The 16,826-nt window shown below is 68.6% G+C and carries 16 protein-coding genes; 10 read left to right on the top strand and 6 right to left on the bottom strand.

Translation table 11 applies throughout. The features are described 5' to 3' along the window. The first annotated feature begins 325 nt into the window (after positions 1 to 325). Complete coding sequence (gene rpmB / locus ACY0MJ_RS14025; RefSeq protein WP_043118471.1) at positions 326 to 559, top strand: 50S ribosomal protein L28; 234 nt, start codon at positions 326 to 328, stop codon at positions 557 to 559. 11 nt (positions 560 to 570) lie between these two features. Then, a complete protein-coding gene (gene rpmG, locus ACY0MJ_RS14020; protein ID WP_187081797.1) occupies positions 571 to 741 on the top strand; it encodes a 50S ribosomal protein L33 in 171 nt (56 codons plus the stop codon). 135 nt (positions 742 to 876) lie between these two features. On the opposite strand, the gene ACY0MJ_RS14015 is transcribed toward rpmG, so the two are convergent. The 4 genes from ACY0MJ_RS14015 to purN form a co-directional block, all read right to left on the bottom strand. Beyond that, entirely contained in the window at positions 877 to 1,227 is a 351-nt protein-coding gene (locus ACY0MJ_RS14015) for a hypothetical protein (RefSeq protein ID WP_462639090.1), read from the bottom strand. Positions 1,228 to 1,391: 164 nt separating this feature from the next. After that, positions 1,392 to 2,606 (bottom strand): DesA family fatty acid desaturase, encoded by a 1,215-nt coding sequence (locus ACY0MJ_RS14010; RefSeq protein WP_462639089.1) that lies wholly within the window; start codon positions 2,604 to 2,606, stop codon positions 1,392 to 1,394. 118 nt (positions 2,607 to 2,724) lie between these two features. Next, positions 2,725 to 3,993 carry an RsmB/NOP family class I SAM-dependent RNA methyltransferase gene (locus ACY0MJ_RS14005; RefSeq protein ID WP_462639088.1) on the bottom strand — a complete coding sequence of 423 codons (1,269 nt, stop codon included), beginning with the start codon at positions 3,991 to 3,993 and terminating at the stop codon, positions 2,725 to 2,727. A 5-nt stretch (positions 3,994 to 3,998) separates the two neighbouring features. Continuing rightward, entirely contained in the window at positions 3,999 to 4,580 is a 582-nt protein-coding gene (purN, locus tag ACY0MJ_RS14000; RefSeq protein WP_462639087.1) for a phosphoribosylglycinamide formyltransferase, read from the bottom strand. Between the two features lie 27 nt (positions 4,581 to 4,607). On the opposite strand from purN, the gene ACY0MJ_RS13995 reads away from it, so the two are divergent. The 4 genes from ACY0MJ_RS13995 to ACY0MJ_RS13980 are packed head-to-tail and all read left to right on the top strand — an operon-like array spanning position 4,608 to position 9,025. Then, the gene (locus tag ACY0MJ_RS13995) at positions 4,608 to 5,279 is read left to right on the top strand and encodes a YceH family protein (RefSeq protein WP_462639086.1); all 672 of its coding nucleotides are present in this window, start codon (positions 4,608 to 4,610) and stop codon (positions 5,277 to 5,279) included. Between the two features lie 26 nt (positions 5,280 to 5,305). Next, positions 5,306 to 6,484, top strand: coding sequence for an acyl-CoA dehydrogenase family protein (locus ACY0MJ_RS13990; RefSeq protein ID WP_462639085.1), 1,179 nt, complete (start codon positions 5,306 to 5,308; stop codon positions 6,482 to 6,484). Positions 6,485 to 6,539: 55 nt separating this feature from the next. Continuing rightward, positions 6,540 to 7,655 carry an acyl-CoA dehydrogenase family protein gene (locus ACY0MJ_RS13985; RefSeq protein WP_462639084.1) on the top strand — a complete coding sequence of 372 codons (1,116 nt, stop codon included), beginning with the start codon at positions 6,540 to 6,542 and terminating at the stop codon, positions 7,653 to 7,655. Then, entirely contained in the window at positions 7,655 to 9,025 is a 1,371-nt protein-coding gene (locus ACY0MJ_RS13980; protein WP_462639083.1) for an alpha/beta fold hydrolase, read from the top strand. Before ACY0MJ_RS13985 ends, ACY0MJ_RS13980 begins: the two co-directional genes overlap by 1 nt. Positions 9,026 to 9,204: 179 nt before the next feature. Here the strand turns inward: ACY0MJ_RS13980 and ACY0MJ_RS13975 are convergent, their stop codons facing one another. Beyond that, positions 9,205 to 9,762 (bottom strand): HNH endonuclease, encoded by a 558-nt coding sequence (locus ACY0MJ_RS13975; RefSeq protein ID WP_462639082.1) that lies wholly within the window; start codon positions 9,760 to 9,762, stop codon positions 9,205 to 9,207. A 173-nt stretch (positions 9,763 to 9,935) separates the two neighbouring features. Between ACY0MJ_RS13975 and ACY0MJ_RS13970 the strand changes: the two genes are divergently transcribed. The 4 genes from ACY0MJ_RS13970 to ACY0MJ_RS13955 all read left to right on the top strand — a co-directional run bounded on the left by ACY0MJ_RS13970 (position 9,936) and on the right by ACY0MJ_RS13955 (position 16,249). After that, the gene (locus ACY0MJ_RS13970; protein WP_462639081.1) at positions 9,936 to 10,946 is read left to right on the top strand and encodes a bifunctional riboflavin kinase/FAD synthetase; all 1,011 of its coding nucleotides are present in this window, start codon (positions 9,936 to 9,938) and stop codon (positions 10,944 to 10,946) included. A gap of 103 nt (positions 10,947 to 11,049) precedes the next feature. Next, positions 11,050 to 13,893: an isoleucine--tRNA ligase gene (ileS, locus tag ACY0MJ_RS13965; protein WP_462639080.1), complete on the top strand. Its 2,844-nt coding sequence runs from the start codon at positions 11,050 to 11,052 to the stop codon at positions 13,891 to 13,893. Then, positions 13,893 to 14,408 carry a signal peptidase II gene (gene lspA / locus ACY0MJ_RS13960; RefSeq protein ID WP_462639079.1) on the top strand — a complete coding sequence of 172 codons (516 nt, stop codon included), beginning with the start codon at positions 13,893 to 13,895 and terminating at the stop codon, positions 14,406 to 14,408. Before ileS ends, lspA begins: the two co-directional genes overlap by 1 nt. 173 nt (positions 14,409 to 14,581) lie before the next feature. Continuing rightward, positions 14,582 to 16,249 carry a Na/Pi cotransporter family protein gene (locus ACY0MJ_RS13955; RefSeq protein WP_462639078.1) on the top strand — a complete coding sequence of 556 codons (1,668 nt, stop codon included), beginning with the start codon at positions 14,582 to 14,584 and terminating at the stop codon, positions 16,247 to 16,249. A 76-nt stretch (positions 16,250 to 16,325) separates the two neighbouring features. Here ACY0MJ_RS13955 and ACY0MJ_RS13950 read toward each other — a convergent pair whose 3' ends face one another. After that, on the bottom strand, positions 16,326 to 16,778 hold the full coding sequence (locus tag ACY0MJ_RS13950) for a response regulator (protein ID WP_462639077.1): 453 nt from the start codon (positions 16,776 to 16,778) through the stop codon (positions 16,326 to 16,328). Positions 16,779 to 16,826 lie beyond the last annotated feature (48 nt).

The following is a 16,826-nucleotide window of genomic DNA, read 5'->3' as shown; positions in this document are numbered from 1 at the left end:
GGATTGCGGGTCAAGCCCGCAATGACAAGTCAAGGGTTGCATGGATTGCGGGTCAAGCCCGCAATGACAAGTCAAGGGTTGCATGGATTGCGGGTCAAGCCCGCAATGACAAGTCAAGGTTGCATGGATTGCGGGTCAAGCCCGCAATGACAAGTCAAGGGTTGTCATCCCGGGCTCGACCCGGGATCCACCCCTGCGCGGCACTCCCCCGGCCACCCGCGCTATAATCGCGGGCTTCGCCGGGCATCCCCCGGCCGGTTACCGCCCCCGTCAGGGCGAGGTGAGCCCCTCACGGGAGTGACGGGCGGTTTTCGGAGAATTCCACATGGCACGCGTGTGCGAAGTGACGGGCAAGGGCCCGATGGTGGGGAACAACGTTTCCCACGCCAACAACAAGACCAAGCGCCGGTTCATGCCGAACCTGCAATACCGCCGTTTCTGGGTCGAGAGCGAGAACCGCTGGGTGCGCCTGCGCGTCTCCAGCGCCGCGCTGCGCCTCATCGACAAGAATGGCATCGACGCCGTGCTCGCAGACATGCGTGCCCGCGGCCAGGCTTAAGGAGCACCACCATGGCAGCAAAAGGCGGACGCGAAAAGATCAAGCTGGAGTCCACGGCGGGCACCGGCCACTTCTACACGACCAGCAAGAACAAGAAGACGATGCCCGAGAAGATGTCGATCATGAAGTTCGACCCGAAGGCTCGGAAGCACGTCGAGTACAAGGAAACGAAGCTGAAGTGAGGCTTGGGTGGGGGGCATGGATCCCGGGTCAAGCCCGGGATGACAACCCTCCCGCTCACCAACCTCGGCCTTGTCATTGCGGGCTCGACCCGCAATCCAAGAAAAAGCCCCGCGACGCGGGGCTTTTTTCATGCCTCAACGATACCGCGGATCATCCGGATACCGGTCCCGCCGGTTCCGGATCCCGTCGCCGTCGCGGTCGTTGCGCGTGCGCGGATACTGCGACGCGTACGGCACCGTCCCATACGGCAGCGCCTGCGCGATGATCCCCCAGGGGTTGCCGTAGCCGCCGTACGGGGTGACGTTGTAGCCCGGCCCGCGGAAGACCTGGTAGCCCGAATACGGACGCCCCTGCGGCCCGCCGAAGCAGTAGTCCGGGAAGGCGTTGGGGTTCGAGGCCGCGCCGGCGCATTCGGCCGAGCCGGACTGCGCCATCGCCATGCCGGCCGCTCCAGCCACCGCCAATGCCACGATCAGTTTTTTCATTCGAAACTCCTTCGCGGGGACACCCCGCCATGTGGACATTGGAGCGCCGCCACGTCGAGCGCGCATGTCGCCCGTGTAGCGTTTTGCTGTGGGACGGCGACGGCAGGTAACAGCCAAGAAAAAAGGCCCCGTCAGGGGCCTTTTCGCGAGCTCTGCGGCGTGCCTCAGGCGTGGGCGGCGCGGAGCTTCAGGGAGAACTGCCGCAGGGCCTCGATCCCGCTTTCCTCGGCGCGGCGGCACCAGGCCTGCAGGTCGGCGGCGAGCTGCTCGCGCGAGTGGTTCGTGTTGAGCCACATCTGGCGCAGTTCCTCGCGCATGCTGACCATCTGGTCCAGCACCGGGTGGGCGGCGCGCACCTGCTCGAGCTGCGGGCGCGCGGCGGCCGGCACCTTGTCGGCGTCGCGGTGCAGCCAGCGCCTGGCGGACTTCAGCTGGGCCATGTCGTGGCCCTTTTCCTTCAGGGCGGCGATTTCCGCCTTGCAGGCGCGCTTCATTTCGCGGGCGTAGCCGGCCATCACCTCGTAGCGGTTGGCGATCACGGCCTCGAGCGTCTTCTCGTCGGCCACGGGGCGGATCGCGCCCAGGCGCAGCTTCGGCGGGACCTTCTTGACGGTGGCCCAGCCGATCTTGCGCATCAGGCTGATGTAGACCCAGCCGAGGTCGAACTCGTAGGGCTTCACCGAGAACTTGGCCGACGTCGGGTAGGTGTGGTGGTTGTTGTGCAGTTCCTCGCCGCCGATGATGATGCCCCAGGGGGACACGTTCGTGCTGGCGTCCGGCGCCTCGAAGTTGCGGTAGCCCCAGTAGTGGCCGATGCCGTTGATGATGCCGGCGGCGGTGATCGGGATCCACAGCATCTGCACGGCCCACACGGCCAGGCCGATGACGCCGAACAGGGCCAGGTTCAGGATCAGCATGAGGCCCACGCCCTGCCAGCTGTAGCGGGTGTACAGGTTGCGCTCGAGCCAGTCGTCCGGCGTGCCGTGGCCGAACTTGGCCATGGTTTCCTTGTTCTTGGCCTCGGCGCGGTACAGCTCGGCGCCGCGCCACAGCACGGTCTCGATGCCGCGGGTCTGCGGGCTGTGTGGGTCATCCGGCGTCTCGCAGCGGGCGTGGTGCTTGCGGTGGATCGCGACCCACTCCTTGGTCACCATGCCGGTGCCCAGCCAGAGCCAGAAGCGGAAGAAGTGCGAGGGAATGGCGTGCAGGTCCATCGCCCGGTGCGCCTGGGCGCGGTGCAGAAAGATGGTGACGCTGGCGATGGTGATGTGCGTGGTGACCAGCGTGTACAGCACGATCTGCCACCAGGACAGATCCCAAAGACCGTTGGCGAGCCAGTCGATCGCCGCGTTCAGGACGGCCCAATCGGGAAGCAACATGGGTGGGGAGTCTCTTTCTCTTGTAAGTCAAAAGCGCGCAGGGGCGCTGCGTGCCCGGGTTGGAGGGATTCTAGGGCGCGGGGTTCACCGGGGGGGCCATTTTTTTGGCAAGACCGCGTCAGGATTGGCCTTTTTCCCACGCAGCGGCATAGAAACCGTCGCTGCCGTGCCTCTGCGGCCAGAGCCGCAGGTCCTGCCCGCCGTCACTGCAGAGGCTCGCCGCCTCCGGCACCTTGGCCTGTTCCAGCAGTTCCTGCACAGCCAGCCGGCGGAAGCCCGGGTGGGCGGCGCTGAAGGCCGCCGCGATGTCCTCGTTCTCGGCCCGCAGCAGGCTGCACGTGGCGTAGACGATGCGGCCACCGGGCTTGAGCAGGCGCGCCGCGCTCTCCAGGATGGCCGCCTGCTTGGCCACCAGTTCAGCCACGGACTGCGGCGACTGCCTCCACTTCAGGTCCGGATTGCGGCGCAAGGTTCCCAGGCCCGAGCATGGGGCGTCGACGATCACGCGGTCGATCTTGCCGGCCAGGCGCTTGATGCGCTCGTCGCGTTCGTGGGCGATGGCGGCCGGGTGCACGTTCGAGAGCTTGCTGCGCGCGAGGCGCGGTTTCAGGTTGTCCAGCCGGTGGGCCGAGACGTCGAAGGCGTACAGCCGGCCCGTGTTGCGCATCGCCGCGCCCAGCGCCAGGGTCTTGCCGCCGGCGCCGGCGCAGAAGTCCACCACCATCTGGCCGCGGCGGGCATCGGTGAGCAGCGCCAGCAGCTGCGAGCCCTCGTCCTGCACCTCGATCGCCCCGCGCGCGAAGGCGTCCAGCCTGGTGAGCGCCGGCTTGCCGTCCACGCGCAGGCCCCAGGGCGAATAGGGCGTGGGCTGGGCGGCGATGCCGGCGAGCTTCAGCTCCTGGCGCACGTCCTCGCGCTTGTCGGTGAGCGCGTTGACGCGCAGGTCCAGCGGAGCGGGCTGCTGCAGGGCCTCGACCAGCGGCCAGAAGTCGTCTCCGAGCTGTGCCTTCAGCGGCTCGACCAGCCATTCCGGCATGTTGTGGCGGTGCCGCTCCGAGAGCGTTGCCGGGTCCACCGCATCGCAGGCGTCCAGCCAGGCCTTTTCCTGCTCGTTCAGCGCGCTCTTGAGGAAGTCGCGCGGGCCGGCGAAGCCCAGGATGGCGAGGCGCCGCTCGCGCGGGCCGCTGCCGGATCCGGCGAAGTGCTCGAACAGCAGCTTCTTGCGCACGACGGTGTACGCGGTTTCGGCGAGCGTCGCCCGCTCGCGGGGGCCGAGCGCGCGGTGCTCGCGGAAGTAGCGCGAGACGACGGCGTCGGCGGGATGCTCGAATTTGAGGACCTGCGCCACCAGTTCGGCGCAGGCCTCCAGCAAGGCCTTGGGATGCATGGTTCCTACAGGGTGGGCAGCAGCTGCGCGATGGCGCGCGGGTAGATCAGGTGTTCCTGCGTCAGGACGCGCGCGGCGATCGCGTCGGCGGTGTCGCCGGGCAGGATGGGCACCACCGCCTGTTCCAGGATGGGACCGTAATCGAGTTCCGCCGTCACCTGGTGCACGGTGGCGCCGGCGAAGCGGCAGCCGGCGTCGAGCGCGCGCTGGTGCGTGTGCAGGCCGGGAAAGGCCGGCAGCAGCGAGGGATGGATGTTCAGCAGGCGGCCGCGGTAGCGCTCCACGAAGCCGGGCGTGAGGATGCGCATGAAGCCGGCCAGCACGACCAGCGCGGGCGTGAACCGGTCGATGGCGGCGGCCAGCGCCGCGTCGAAGTCCTCGCGCCGCGCGTACTGCTTGTGGTCCACGACGGCAGTGGCGATGCCCTGCTCGCGCGCGAAGGCCAGGCCGCCGGCGTCGGGCCGATTGCTGACCACCGCCGCGACCTCCGCGCCGTAGAGCTGGGCCCAGTGCTCGCGCCGGGCGGCGCGCACAATGGCGGCCATGTTGGAGCCCCCGCCGGAGACCAGGATCACGATGTTCTTCATGTCGAGCGCGATTATCGTTGCGAGCCCATGGAACCACTGACGCTTGCAGAGGCCCGCGTGCTGGGCACGCTGATGGAAAAGGCACGTACCGTCCCCGACAGCTACCCGATGACGCTCAACGCGATCGTGGCCGGCTGCAACCAGAAAAGCAGCCGCGAGCCGATCACCAACCTGGGCGAGGCCGAGGTGCAGGAGGCGCTGGACGGACTCAAGCGGCGCTCGCTGGCCTTCGCGTCGAGCGGCGGCCGGGTGGCGCGCTGGGAGCACAACTTCCAGCGCGCGCTGGTGGTGCCGGAGCAGTCGGCCGTGCTGCTGGGCCTGCTGATGCTGCGCGGCCCGCAGACGGCGGGCGAGCTGCGCATCCACGCCGAGCGCTGGTACCGCTTCGCGGACATCTCCTCGGTGGAGGCCTTCCTGGACGAACTGGCCAACCGCAGCGAGGACAAGGGCGGCCCGCTGGTGGTGCAGCTGCCCCGCGCCGCCGGCGCCCGCGAGGCGCGCTGGGCGCACCTGCTGTGCGGGCCGGTGGACGTGGCAGCGATGGCCGCCCCGGCGGCGCCGGAAGCGCCGACCGGCCTGGCCCAGCGCGTCGCCGCCCTGGAGGAGGAAGTCGCGCAACTGCGCGCGCAGTTCGCGGACCTCGCCGCGCAGCTCGGTTTGTCACCCCCTGGACACCCCGAATCGAACGACCGTGCTTAAATCCCCGCCTGCATCGGAGAGATTCCATGGACCTTGCATTCACCCCTGAAGAACAGAAGTTCCGCGAGGAGGTCCGCGCCTGGGTGCGCGAGAACCTGCCGCAGGACATCGCGCACAAGGTGCACAACGCCCTGCACCTGACCCGTGACGACATGCAGCGCTGGGCGAAGATCCTCGGCAAGAAGGGCTGGCTGGGCTACGGCTGGCCGAAGCAGTTCGGCGGCCCGGGCTGGTCGGCGGTGCAGAAGCACCTGTTCGAGGAAGAGACGGCGCTGGCCGGCGCGCCGCGCATCGTGCCCTTCGGGCCGGTGATGGTGGCGCCGGTGATCATGGCCTTCGGCTCGCCGGAGCAGCAGAAGCGCTTCCTGCCCGGCATCGCCAGCGGCGAGGTGTGGTGGAGCCAGGGCTACAGCGAGCCGGGCTCGGGCTCGGACCTCGCCTCGCTGAAGACGCGCGCCGAGCGCAAGGGCGACAAGTACATCGTCAACGGCCAGAAGACCTGGACGACGCTGGCGCAGTACGGCGACTGGATCTTTTGCCTGGTGCGCACGTCCACCGAGGGCAAGCCGCAGACCGGCATCTCCTTCCTGCTGATCGACATGAAGTCGCCCGGGGTCACGGTGCGCCCGATCATCATGCTCGATGGCGGCCACGAGGTGAACGAGGTGTTCTTCGACAACGTCGAAGTGCCGGCCGAGAACCTGATCGGCGAGGAGAACAAGGGCTGGACCTACGCCAAGCACCTGCTGTCGCACGAGCGGACCAACATCGCGGACGTCAACCGCGCCAAGCGCGAGCTGGAGCGCCTGAAGCGCATCGCCAAGAGCGAGGGCGTGTACGACGACACGCGCTTCCGCGACGAGATCGCCAAGCTGGAAGTGGACGTGGTGGCGCTGGAGATGCTGGTGCTGCGCGTGCTGTCGGCCGAGAAGTCGGGCAAGAACCCGCTGGACATCGCCGGCCTGCTGAAGATCAAGGGCAGCGAGATCCAGCAGCGCTACACGGAGCTGATGATGCTGGCCGCCGGCCCGTACGCGATCCCCTTCATCCGCGAGGCGATGGAAGCGGGCTACCAGGGCGACTACGTCGGCGCCGCCTACATCGCGCCGCTCGCCGCCACCTATCTCAACATGCGCAAGACCACCATCTACGGCGGCTCCAACGAGGTGCAGCGCAACATCGTTTCGCAGGTCGTGCTGGGCTGACCCCGTCTTGTCATTGCGGCCTCGAGCCGCAATCCATGGCTTCCGGAGAACACAAATGGACTTCAATTTCACCGACGACCAGGAACAGCTGCGCGACGCCGTGCGCAAGTGGGTGGACCGCAGCTACGGCTTCGAGCGCCGGCGCGCGATCACGCAGGCGGGCGGCTTCGACCGCAAGGCCTACGGCGAACTGGCGGAGCTCGGGCTCGCGGGCATCTACGTCCCCGAGGACCAGGGCGGCATGGGCATGGGCCCGGTCGAGGCGATGGTGGCGCTGGAGGAACTGGGCCGCGGCATCGTGCTGGAGCCGCTGGCGCAGGCGCTCGTCACGAGCGGCGTGATCGGCGCGTACGCGCCGGATGCGGTGAAGTCGCAGTGGCTGCCGAAGATCGCTTCCGGCGAGGCGCTGGTCGTGCTCGCGCAGCAGGAGCGCAAGGCGCGGTACCGGCTGGACGTCTGCGAGGCGAAGGCGACGCAGTCCGGCGGTGCCTGGAAGGTCTCGGGCGAGAAGAGCATCGTTCCCGCCGGCGACCAGGCCGACGCCTTCCTCGTGCCCGCGCAGGCGGACGGGAAGATGGCGCTGTTCCTGGTGGAGCGGACGGCGCAGGGCGTCAGCACCCGCGGCTATCCCACGCTGGAGGGCGGCCGCGCCGCGGAAGTGACACTGCGCGACGCGCCGGCCACGCTGGTCACGGCGGACGGGCTGACGGCGCTGGAACACGCGGTGGACATCGCCATCGCCTGCACCTGCGCCGAAGCCGTCGGCGCGATCGACAAGACGATGGAGCTGACGGCCGAATACCTGAACACGCGCAAGCAGTTCGGCGTGCCTCTGGCCACCTTCCAGGCGCTGCGCCACCGCATGGCCGACATGAAGATGCAGCAGGAGCTGGCCCGCTCCATGAGCTACTACGCCTCGCTGAAGCTCAACGCGCCGGCCGACGAGCGCCGCCGCGCGATGGCGCGCGCCAAGTACCAGCTGGGCGTGGCGATGCGCTTCGTGGGCCAGAACTCGGTGCAGCTGCACGGCGGCATCGGCGTGACGGACGAATACGTGGGCAGCCACTACTTCAAGAAGCTCACGCAGCTGGAGCTCGCCTTCGGCGACACCCTGCACCACCTGGGCGAAGTGTCCGCGCGGATGCAGGACACGGCCGGGGTGTTCGCCTGATGGCCACCCGTCGCCACTTCCTCGGCAGCGCCGCGGCGCTGGCCCTCGGCGGCTGCGCCAGCGGCGTGTCGCTGCGTGAATATCCGCCCATCGTCTTCGTCCACGGCAACGGCGACACCGCCGCCCTGTGGCAGACCACGCTCTGGCGTTTCGAGTCCAACGGCTGGCCGCGCGAGCGGCTGCACGCCATCGACCTGCCCTATCCGCTCGCTCGCGGCGACGACACGAAGGCGGAGCCGGGGCGGACGTCCACCGCGGAGCACATGGCCTTCCTGCGCTCGGAGGTCGAGAAGGTGCTGGCCGCCACCGGCGCGAAGCAGGTCGTGCTGTTCGCCAATTCGCGCGGCGGCTACGCGGTGCGCAACTACATCCAGAACGGCGGCGGCGCGGCGAAGGTGAGCCACGCGATCCTCGGCGGCGTCCCGAACCACGGCGTATGGAACGTGCCGGGCCGCGCGCCCAACAACGAGTTCGCGGGCAACGGCCCCTTCCTGCAGGCGCTCAACGCACCGAAGAACGCGGCCGGCGACGAGGTCACCGGCCCGGTGAAGTGGCTCACCATCCGCTCGGACCGCAACGACAAGTACGCGCAGCCGCTGGGCACGTGGATCGGGGACCCGAAGCTCGCCACCGGCGTGACGTACGCCGGCCCGGAGCTGAAGGGCGCGACCAACGTCGTGATCCCCGGCGTGGACCACCGCGAGACGGCGTTCTCGCCGGCGGCCTTCGCGGCGGCGTACCGGTTCATCACCGGCAAGGCGCCGGCGACGACGGAGATCCTGCGCGAGTCGCAGGTGGAGCTCTCGGGCAAGGTGACGGGGCTGGGGCTGTCGTCGACGGATCCGGCCAGCGGCAACTACGCGAACAACCTGCCGCTGCCGGGAGCGCGGCTGGAGGTGTACGCGATCGATCCGGCCACGAGCGAGCGGCGCGGTGGGCCGGCGTATGCGAAGGTGATCGGCGCGGACGGGATGTGGGGTCCGATCACGACGCAGCCCGGCATGCCGCTCGAATTCGTGATCGCGGCGCCCGGGTATGCGACGACGCACATCTACCGCAGCGGCTTCCCGCGCTCGAGCAGCATCGTGAACATGCGGCCGGAGCGCGTCGCGGCGGCGGACCGGGCGGCGCCGGCACTGGTGCTGATGACGCGCCCGCGCGGCTACTTCGACCCGGCGAGAGACCGGATGTCCTTCGACGGGCAGAGCCCCCCGCCGGGGGCGGTGCCGGGCGCGGGGGTCTCGACCTCACGCATCCGGCCGGCGGGGCCGCCGCGGACGGTGGTGGCGGAATTCAACGGGGAACGGGTGGTGGGGCGGACGTGGCCGATGGCGAACGATGAAGTGTCGGTGCTGGAACTGACGTACTGACGCGTCCCTGACCCACCCCTGACTTGTCATTGCGGGCTTGACCCGCAATCCATGCATGCGTGTCACGGCTCCACGATGGATCCCGGGTCGAGCCCGGGGTGACAACCCCTGAGCCCGGGATGACACCCGGAGCCCCGGATGACAACCCTTCTGTCCCTTCCGTTCCCGCGTGCCCGCCCTCAGGCGTGCAACCGCGAGTTCTTCGGCAAATGCGCCATCAGGAACTCCATCTGGTCCGCCAGGATGCGGCGGTTGCGCAGGATGAAGTCTTCCCAGAGGCTGGGGACGTAGGGCGTGTACAGCAGCGACATGCCCGCCTGCTCCGGCGTGCGGTTGGCCTTGCGGTGGTTGCAGGAGCGGCAGGCCGTCACCACGTTCATCCAGTGGTCGCGGCCGTTCTGCGCGAAGGGCACGATGTGCTCGCGGGTGAGTTCTTCCTCATGGAAGTGCCCGCCGCAGTAGGCGCACACATTGCGGTCGCGGGCGAACAGCTTGCCGTTGGTGAGGCCGGGCTTGAGGTCGAAGGGGTTGATGTTCGGCACGCCCTTGGTGCCGATGATGCTGTTGACCCGGATGACCGACTGCTGGCCGCTCGCGGCGTTGATGCCGCCCCGGAACACGGCCACGTCCGCCCCCGCCTCCCAGCGCACCTGGTCGGCCGCATAGTGCAGCACGGCCTGCTCCAGCGAGATCCAGGACTGGGGCAGTCCCTGGGCGGACAACTTCAACACCTTCAAAACGCGCCTCCATTCAACGACGAACAGACCGATCGCGCCTCGCGGGCCCGGGTGTCCAGGCTCCGTGGCGTGAGACACAATATACCGTGTTTTCACCAGGCACTTGTGGCAAGCCATGCGTGCGTAGGCCTTTTGCCACGTAGCGTGCTGCTATCAAAAAGATACCACTCCAGATGCAGATCCTGCGCGGCTTCCACCATCCCCAGATCGCCAAGGCCTGCGCGGTGACGATCGGCAACTTCGACGGCGTGCACCGGGGCCACCAGGCCATGCTGGCCCTGCTGAACAGCGAGGCCCGCCACCGCGGCGTGCCCAGCTGCGTGCTCACCTTCGAGCCCCACCCGCGCGACTATTTCGCCGCCGTGCACCGCAAGCCGGAGCTCGCGCCGGCGCGCATCGCCACCGTGCGCGACAAGCTGACCGAGCTGTGCCGCTGCGGCGTCGACCAGACCGTGATCCTCAAGTTCGACGGCGACCTGTCCAGCCTGTCGCCCGAGGCCTTCATCGACGACGTGCTGGTGCGCGGCCTGGGCGCGAAGTACGTGCTGGTCGGCGACGACTTCCGCTTCGGCGCCAAGCGGGCCGGCGACTACGCCATGCTCGATTCGGCGGGCAGCCGCAACGGCTTCGAGGTGGCCCGCATGAACAGCTACGAGGTGCACGGACTGCGCGTGTCCAGCTCGGCGGTGCGCGAGGCCCTGGCCCGGGGCGACATGGCGGGAACGGCCGCGCTGCTGGGCAGGCCCTACGCCATCAGCGGGCACGTGGTGCACGGCCGCAAGCTGGGGCGCGACCTGGGCTTCAAGACGCTCAACCTGCGCTTCGCCCACTGGAAGCCGGCCGCCAGCGGCATCTTCGCGGTGCTGGTGCACGGCCTGGACGGCGCGCCGCTGGAGGGCGTGGCCAACCTGGGCGTGCGGCCCTCGCTGGACCCGCGCGACGCCAACGGCGGGCGCGTGCTGCTGGAGACCCACTGCTTCCAATGGCCCGCCAGCCTGGGGGCCGAAGGGGGGTACGGTAAAATCATCCGCGTGGAACTGCTGCACAAACTGCACGACGAGCTGCGCTACGACGGCCTCGACGCCCTGAAGGCCGGCATCGCGCGCGACTGCGACGCCGCGCGGGCGTTCTTCGCTTCCACGCACGCCGAGACCCGGCGGCAGACCACGCGCGACCGAATTTAGCGGCCTTGTCATTGCGGCCACCGAGCCGCAATCCATCCCACGGGTGCACGCCACCGTGGATGCCGGGTCAAGCCCGGCATGACAAGTTCGCCAAGGCTTTTCCATGACCGACAAGACCGATTACCGCGCCACCCTCAACCTCCCGGACACGCCCTTCCCCATGCGCGGCGACCTGCCGAAGCGGGAACCCGGCTGGGTGAAGAAGTGGGAGGAGGAAGGCCTGTACAAGCGCCTGCGCGACGCCCGCGCCGGCCGGCAGAAGTTCGTGCTGCACGACGGCCCGCCCTACGCCAACGGCCAGATCCACATGGGGCACGCGGTCAACAAGATCCTGAAGGACATGATCGTGAAGTCGCGCCAGCTCAAGGGGCTGGACGCAGCCTACATCCCCGGCTGGGACTGCCACGGCCTGCCCATCGAGAACGCGATCGAGAAGAAGTTCGGCCGCAACCTGCCCCGCGACGAGATGCAGGCGAAGAGCCGCGCCTTCGCCACCGAGCAGATCGGCATCCAGATGGCCGACTTCAAGCGCCTGGGCGTGCTGGGCGACTGGGACCATCCCTACCGCACGATGGACTTCGTCAACGAGGCCGACGAGATCCGCGCGTTCAAGCGCGTGATCGAGCGCGGCTTCGTCTACCGCGGCCTGAAGCCGGTGTACTGGTGCTTCGACTGCGGCTCCTCGCTGGCGGAGTTCGAGATCGAGTACGCGGACAAGAAGAGCCAGACGCTGGACGTCGGCTTCCTCGCGGATGAACCGGCGAAGGTGCTGGCGGCCTTCGGGCTGCCGGCGAGCGGCGCCGGCGACGTCTTCGCCGTCATCTGGACCACCACCGCCTGGACCATCCCGGCCAACCAGGCGCTGAACCTCAATCCCGAGATCGTGTACGCGCTGGTCGACACGCCGCGCGGCAAGCTGATCCTCGCCGAGTCGCTGGTGGAAAAGGCGCTCGAGCGCTTCAAGCTGGAAGGCAAGGTCCTCGCCACGACCGAAGGCAAGAACCTCGGCGGCCTGGAGTTCCGCCATCCGCTCTACGACGTCGACGCCGGCTACCGGCGCCTGTCGCCCGTGTACCTGGCCGACTACGCCACGGCGGAGGACGGCACCGGCATCGTGCACTCCTCGCCCGCCTACGGCCTGGACGACTTCAACAGCTGCGTCGCCCACGGCCTGAAGTACGACGACATCCTCAACCCGGTGCAGGGCAACGGCGCCTACGCCGCCGACTTCGCGCTGTTCGGCGGCGAGAACATCTGGAAGGCGGTGCCGCGCATCATCGAGGCGCTGGGCGACGCCGGCCGCCTGTTCGCCACCGAGACCATCACCCACAGCTACCCGCACTGCTGGCGCCACAAGACGCCGGTGATCTACCGCGCCGCGGCCCAGTGGTTCATCCGCATGGACGAAGGCGAGGGCGTGTTCACCAAGGACAAGGCGCCCCAGACGCTGCGCCAGATGGCGCTGGAAGCGATCGAGGACACCAGCTTCTTCCCGGAAAACGGCAAGGCCCGCCTGCGCGACATGATCGCCGGCCGGCCCGACTGGTGCATCAGCCGCCAGCGCAGCTGGGGCGTGCCCCTGCCCTTCTTCCTGCACAAGGACTCGGGCGACCTGCACCCGAAGACGATGGAGATCCTCGACGTGGCCGCCGAAATGGTGGCCGGCGGCGGGATCGAGGCCTGGAGCAAGGCGAGCACCGAGGAGATCCTCGCCAGGGTGGGCGCGGCCGCGGACGCTCCGAACTACACCAAGAGCCAGGACATCCTGGAGGTGTGGTTCGACTCGGGCACCACGCACACCACGGTGCTCAAGGGCTCGCACGCCGGCGCCGCGCACGAGAACGGCCCGGAAGCCGACCTCTACCTGGAAGGCCACGACCAGCACCGCGGCTGGTTCCACTCCTCGCTGCTGACGGCCTGCGCCATGTATGGCCGCGCGCCCTACCGCGGCCTGCTCACGCACGGCTTCACCGTGGACAGCCAGGGCCGCAAGATGAGCAAGTCGCTCGGCAACGGCATCGAGCCGCAACAGGTGAGCGGCAAGCTGGGCGCCGAGATCATCCGCCTGTGGGTGGCCGCCTCCGACTACTCGGGCGACATCGCCGGCGACGACAAGATCCTGGCCCGCGTCGTCGACGCCTACCGCCGCATCCGCAACACCCTGCGCTTCCTGCTGGCGAACGTGAGCGACTTCGACCCGGCGAAGGACGCCGTGCCCCTCGCCGAGATGCTGGAGATCGACCGCTATGCCCTGTCGCGCGCGGCCGAATTCCAGGCCGAAGTGCTGGCGCACTACGAGGTCTACGAGTTCCACCCGGTGGTCGCCAAGCTGCAGGTGTACTGCTCCGAGGACCTGGGCGCCTTCTACCTCGACGTGCTGAAGGACCGCCTGTACACCACGGCGCCCAAGTCGCTGGCCCGCCGCAGCGCGCAGACGGCCCTGTGGAACATCACGCACGCCATGCTGCGCTGGATGGCGCCCTTCCTCAGCTTCACGGCGGAAGAGGCCTGGCAGGTCTTCGGCCACTCGCCCTCGATCTTCATCGAGGAGTACGCCGAGATCGGCGGCCCCGACACGACGCTGCTGGCGAAGTGGCAGCGCATCCGCGAGATCCGGGAGGCGGCCAACAAGGAGATCGAGGCGCTGCGCGAGAAGGGCCAGGTGGGCTCCTCGCTGCAGGCCAACCTCGTGATCACGGCCGGGCCCGAGGACCACGCGCTGCTGGCCGGCCTGGGCGAGGACCTGAAGTTCGTCTTCATCACGTCCGCCGTGCGGCTGGAGCGCGGCGAGGCGCTGGGGATCCAGGCGCTGCCCAGCCCCGACACCAAGTGCGAGCGCTGCTGGCACTGGCGCGCCGACGTCGGCAGCGACCCGGCCCATCCCACGATCTGCGGGCGTTGCGTGACCAACCTGTACGGGACCGGCGAAGACCGGGTGCACGCCTGATGGGGGCCGGGCCCAGCTTCCTGAGCGACCGCACGCGCACGGGCAGCATGCTGCCCTGGCTGGCGCTCGCGCTCGTGATCCTGATCGCCGACCAGTTCAGCAAGATCCTGATCCTGGGCACCTACCAGTACGGCGAGTCGACGACGATCACGTCCTTCTTCAACATCGTCCGTGCCCACAACACGGGCGCAGCCTTCTCCTTCCTGGCGGCGGCCTCGGGCTGGCAGCGCTGGCTGTTCACGGGGATCGGGGTGGCGGCCACGCTGTTCATCCTGTACCTGATGCGCAAGCACGCCGGGCAGAAGCTGTTCTGCTTCGCGCTGGCCTGCATCCTGGGCGGGGCGGTGGGCAACGTGATCGACCGGCTGCTCTATGGCTACGTGGTGGACTTCCTGCAGTTCCACTGGGCCAACCGCTGGTACTTCCCGGCCTTCAACATCGCCGACGCGGCGATCACCGTCGGCGCGGCCGGGCTGATCCTCGACGAACTGCTGCGGGTCCGGCGAACCCGCTGACTCGACTTCCTCCCTCTCCCCCTTGGGGGAGAGGGCTGGGGTGAGGGGGAGGAGGCGCGCCACTGCCCTCACCCCTGCCCTCTCCCGCAAGCGGGAGAGGGTGCGAGGACCTGACGCGTCCCCGAGACAGCTTTACCCATCCGCAGCGTTCCGCGTCGTATCATGCTTCAAACATGAAGCATCTGCTGAACCTGCTGGCGGCCGTTGCGCTGCTGGTCTGGGGTACGTATCTCGTACGCACGGGCATCCTGCGGGTCTTCGGCGCCAATTTGCGCCACGTGCTGGCCCGCAGCATCTCCACGCGACCCGCGGCCGCCATGGCCGGCCTGGGCGTCACCGCGCTGGTCCAGTCCAGCACGGCCACGGCGCTGATCGTCGCGTCCTTCGTCGGCCAGGGGCTGGTGGCGCTGCCGACCGCGCTCGCCGTGATGCTCGGCGCCGACGTCGGCACCAGCTTCATGGTCGTGGTCTTCTCCTTCGACCTCTCCTGGCTGTCGCCCCTGTTCATCTTCGTGGGGGTCGTCCTGTTCATCACCAGGCAGGCGAGCGCCGGCGGCCGCTTCGGCCGGGTGCTGATCGGCCTGGGGCTGATGCTGCTGGCCCTGCGGCTCATCTCGGAGTCCACGGCCATCATCGTGCAGTCGCCGGCCGTGAAGGCGCTGCTGGAGTCCCTCTCCAGCGACATCCTGCTGGAGATCACCGTCGGCGCCGTCATCTCGGTGGTCGCCTATTCCAGCCTCGCGATCGTGCTGCTCACGGCGACGCTGGCCGCTTCGGGCGCCATCCCGCTGGACGTCGCCCTGGGCCTGACGCTCGGCGCCAACCTGGGCAGCGGCCTGCTGGGCGTGCTGGCCATGGCCAAGTCCTCGGTGGAGACGCGCCAGGTGCCCATGGGCAACCTCGTGTTCAAGGCCGTGGGCGTGGTGCTGGCGGCACCTTTCGTCGACATGTGGCTGACGCTGCTGGCGCCCTACCTGCCCGAGCCGGCCACGGTGGTGGTGCTGTACCACCTGGTCTTCAACATCCTGATCGGCGCGATCTTCCTGGGCTTCACCCACGTGATCGCCCGCTGGGTCGAGCAGTGGCTGCCCAAGGGGGAGAAGAGCCTGGTGGCGGGCCGCCCGCACCACCTGGATCCCTCGGCGCTGTCCACGCCCTCGCTGGCCATCTCCAATGCCGCGCGCGAGGCGCTGCACCAGGCCGACGTGGTGGAGACCATGCTGCTTGGCATGCTGCGCGTGATCAAGGACAACGACCTGGCCCTGGCGCAGGAGCTGCGCCGCATGGACGACACGGTCGACCAGCTCTATTCCGCGATCAAGTACTACCTGACCAAGATCTCGCGCGAGGCGCTGGGCGAGGAGGAGAGCCGCCGCTGGGCCGACATCATCAGCTTCACGATCAACATGGAGCAGATCGGCGACATCATCGAGCGGGTGCTGCAGGACATCGAGGACAAGAAGATCAAGAAGGGCCGCAGCTTCTCCGACGCCGGCATGGCGGAGATCTGCGAGCTGCACGCGCGCCTCGTGGACAACCTGCGCCTGGGGATGAGCGTGTTCCTCAACGGCTCGGTGCGCGATGCCAAGAAGCTGCTGGAGGAGAAGGCGCGCTTCCGCGACCTGGAGCGCGCCTATTCGGACACGCACCTCACGCGCCTGGCCGAGAACACGGTGCAGAGCATCGAGACCAGCTCGCTGCACCTGGACCTGATCAGCGACCTGAAGCGCATCAACTCGCACATCTGCGCGATCGCGTACCCGATCCTCGATTCGGCGGGCGCGCTGGCGCCGACGCGTTATCGGCAGGTGTTGCCGGAGGAGCCTTCCGAAGCGATGTGATCGCTGGGGTTCGCTGCGCTCACCGCCAGCCTACGGAACCACCCGCAAGCTGGGGTTCGCTGCGCTCACCGCCAGCCTACGCGGCTTGTGCCGCAGCGCCATCGACAGCGGTTCCCGTAGGCTGGCGGTGAGCGGAGCGAACCCCAGCATCCTCCCGCGCATTCCGCGCCCGCAGCTCGTCGCAATACGCGACAAGCGCCTCCAGCTCCGTCGACTTGTCGAACACCGCGTCCGCGCCCAGCTGCATGCAGCGCCAGCGCACGTCGCGCGAGGAATGGTTGCTGAGCACCACGATCTTCTGCCCGGCCTGGCGCGTGCGGCAGGCTTCCAGCACGTTCATGCCGCTGCCCTCGTGCAGGAACAGGTCGATGATGGCCAGGTCCCAGGGGTTGCCGGCCAGCCAGCGCTTCGCCTCGTGTTCCGAGCCGGTGGTGCCCACCGGTTCGAACTGCGCGAGTTCCTTCAGGGTGGCGACGAGATTGTCCCGGATCGTCGAGCTGTCCTCGACGATGTACGCGCGAAACGTCATTGCGGTGTCTCCATGCGGCGGTCCAGGGCGTCCGGGCCGCGCCTGGGG

This window comes from Ramlibacter sp. bp-362 (genome assembly GCF_054956735.1).
Note: the sequence above shows the minus strand (reverse complement) of the source record. Positions and strands in the feature narration are given on the sequence as shown.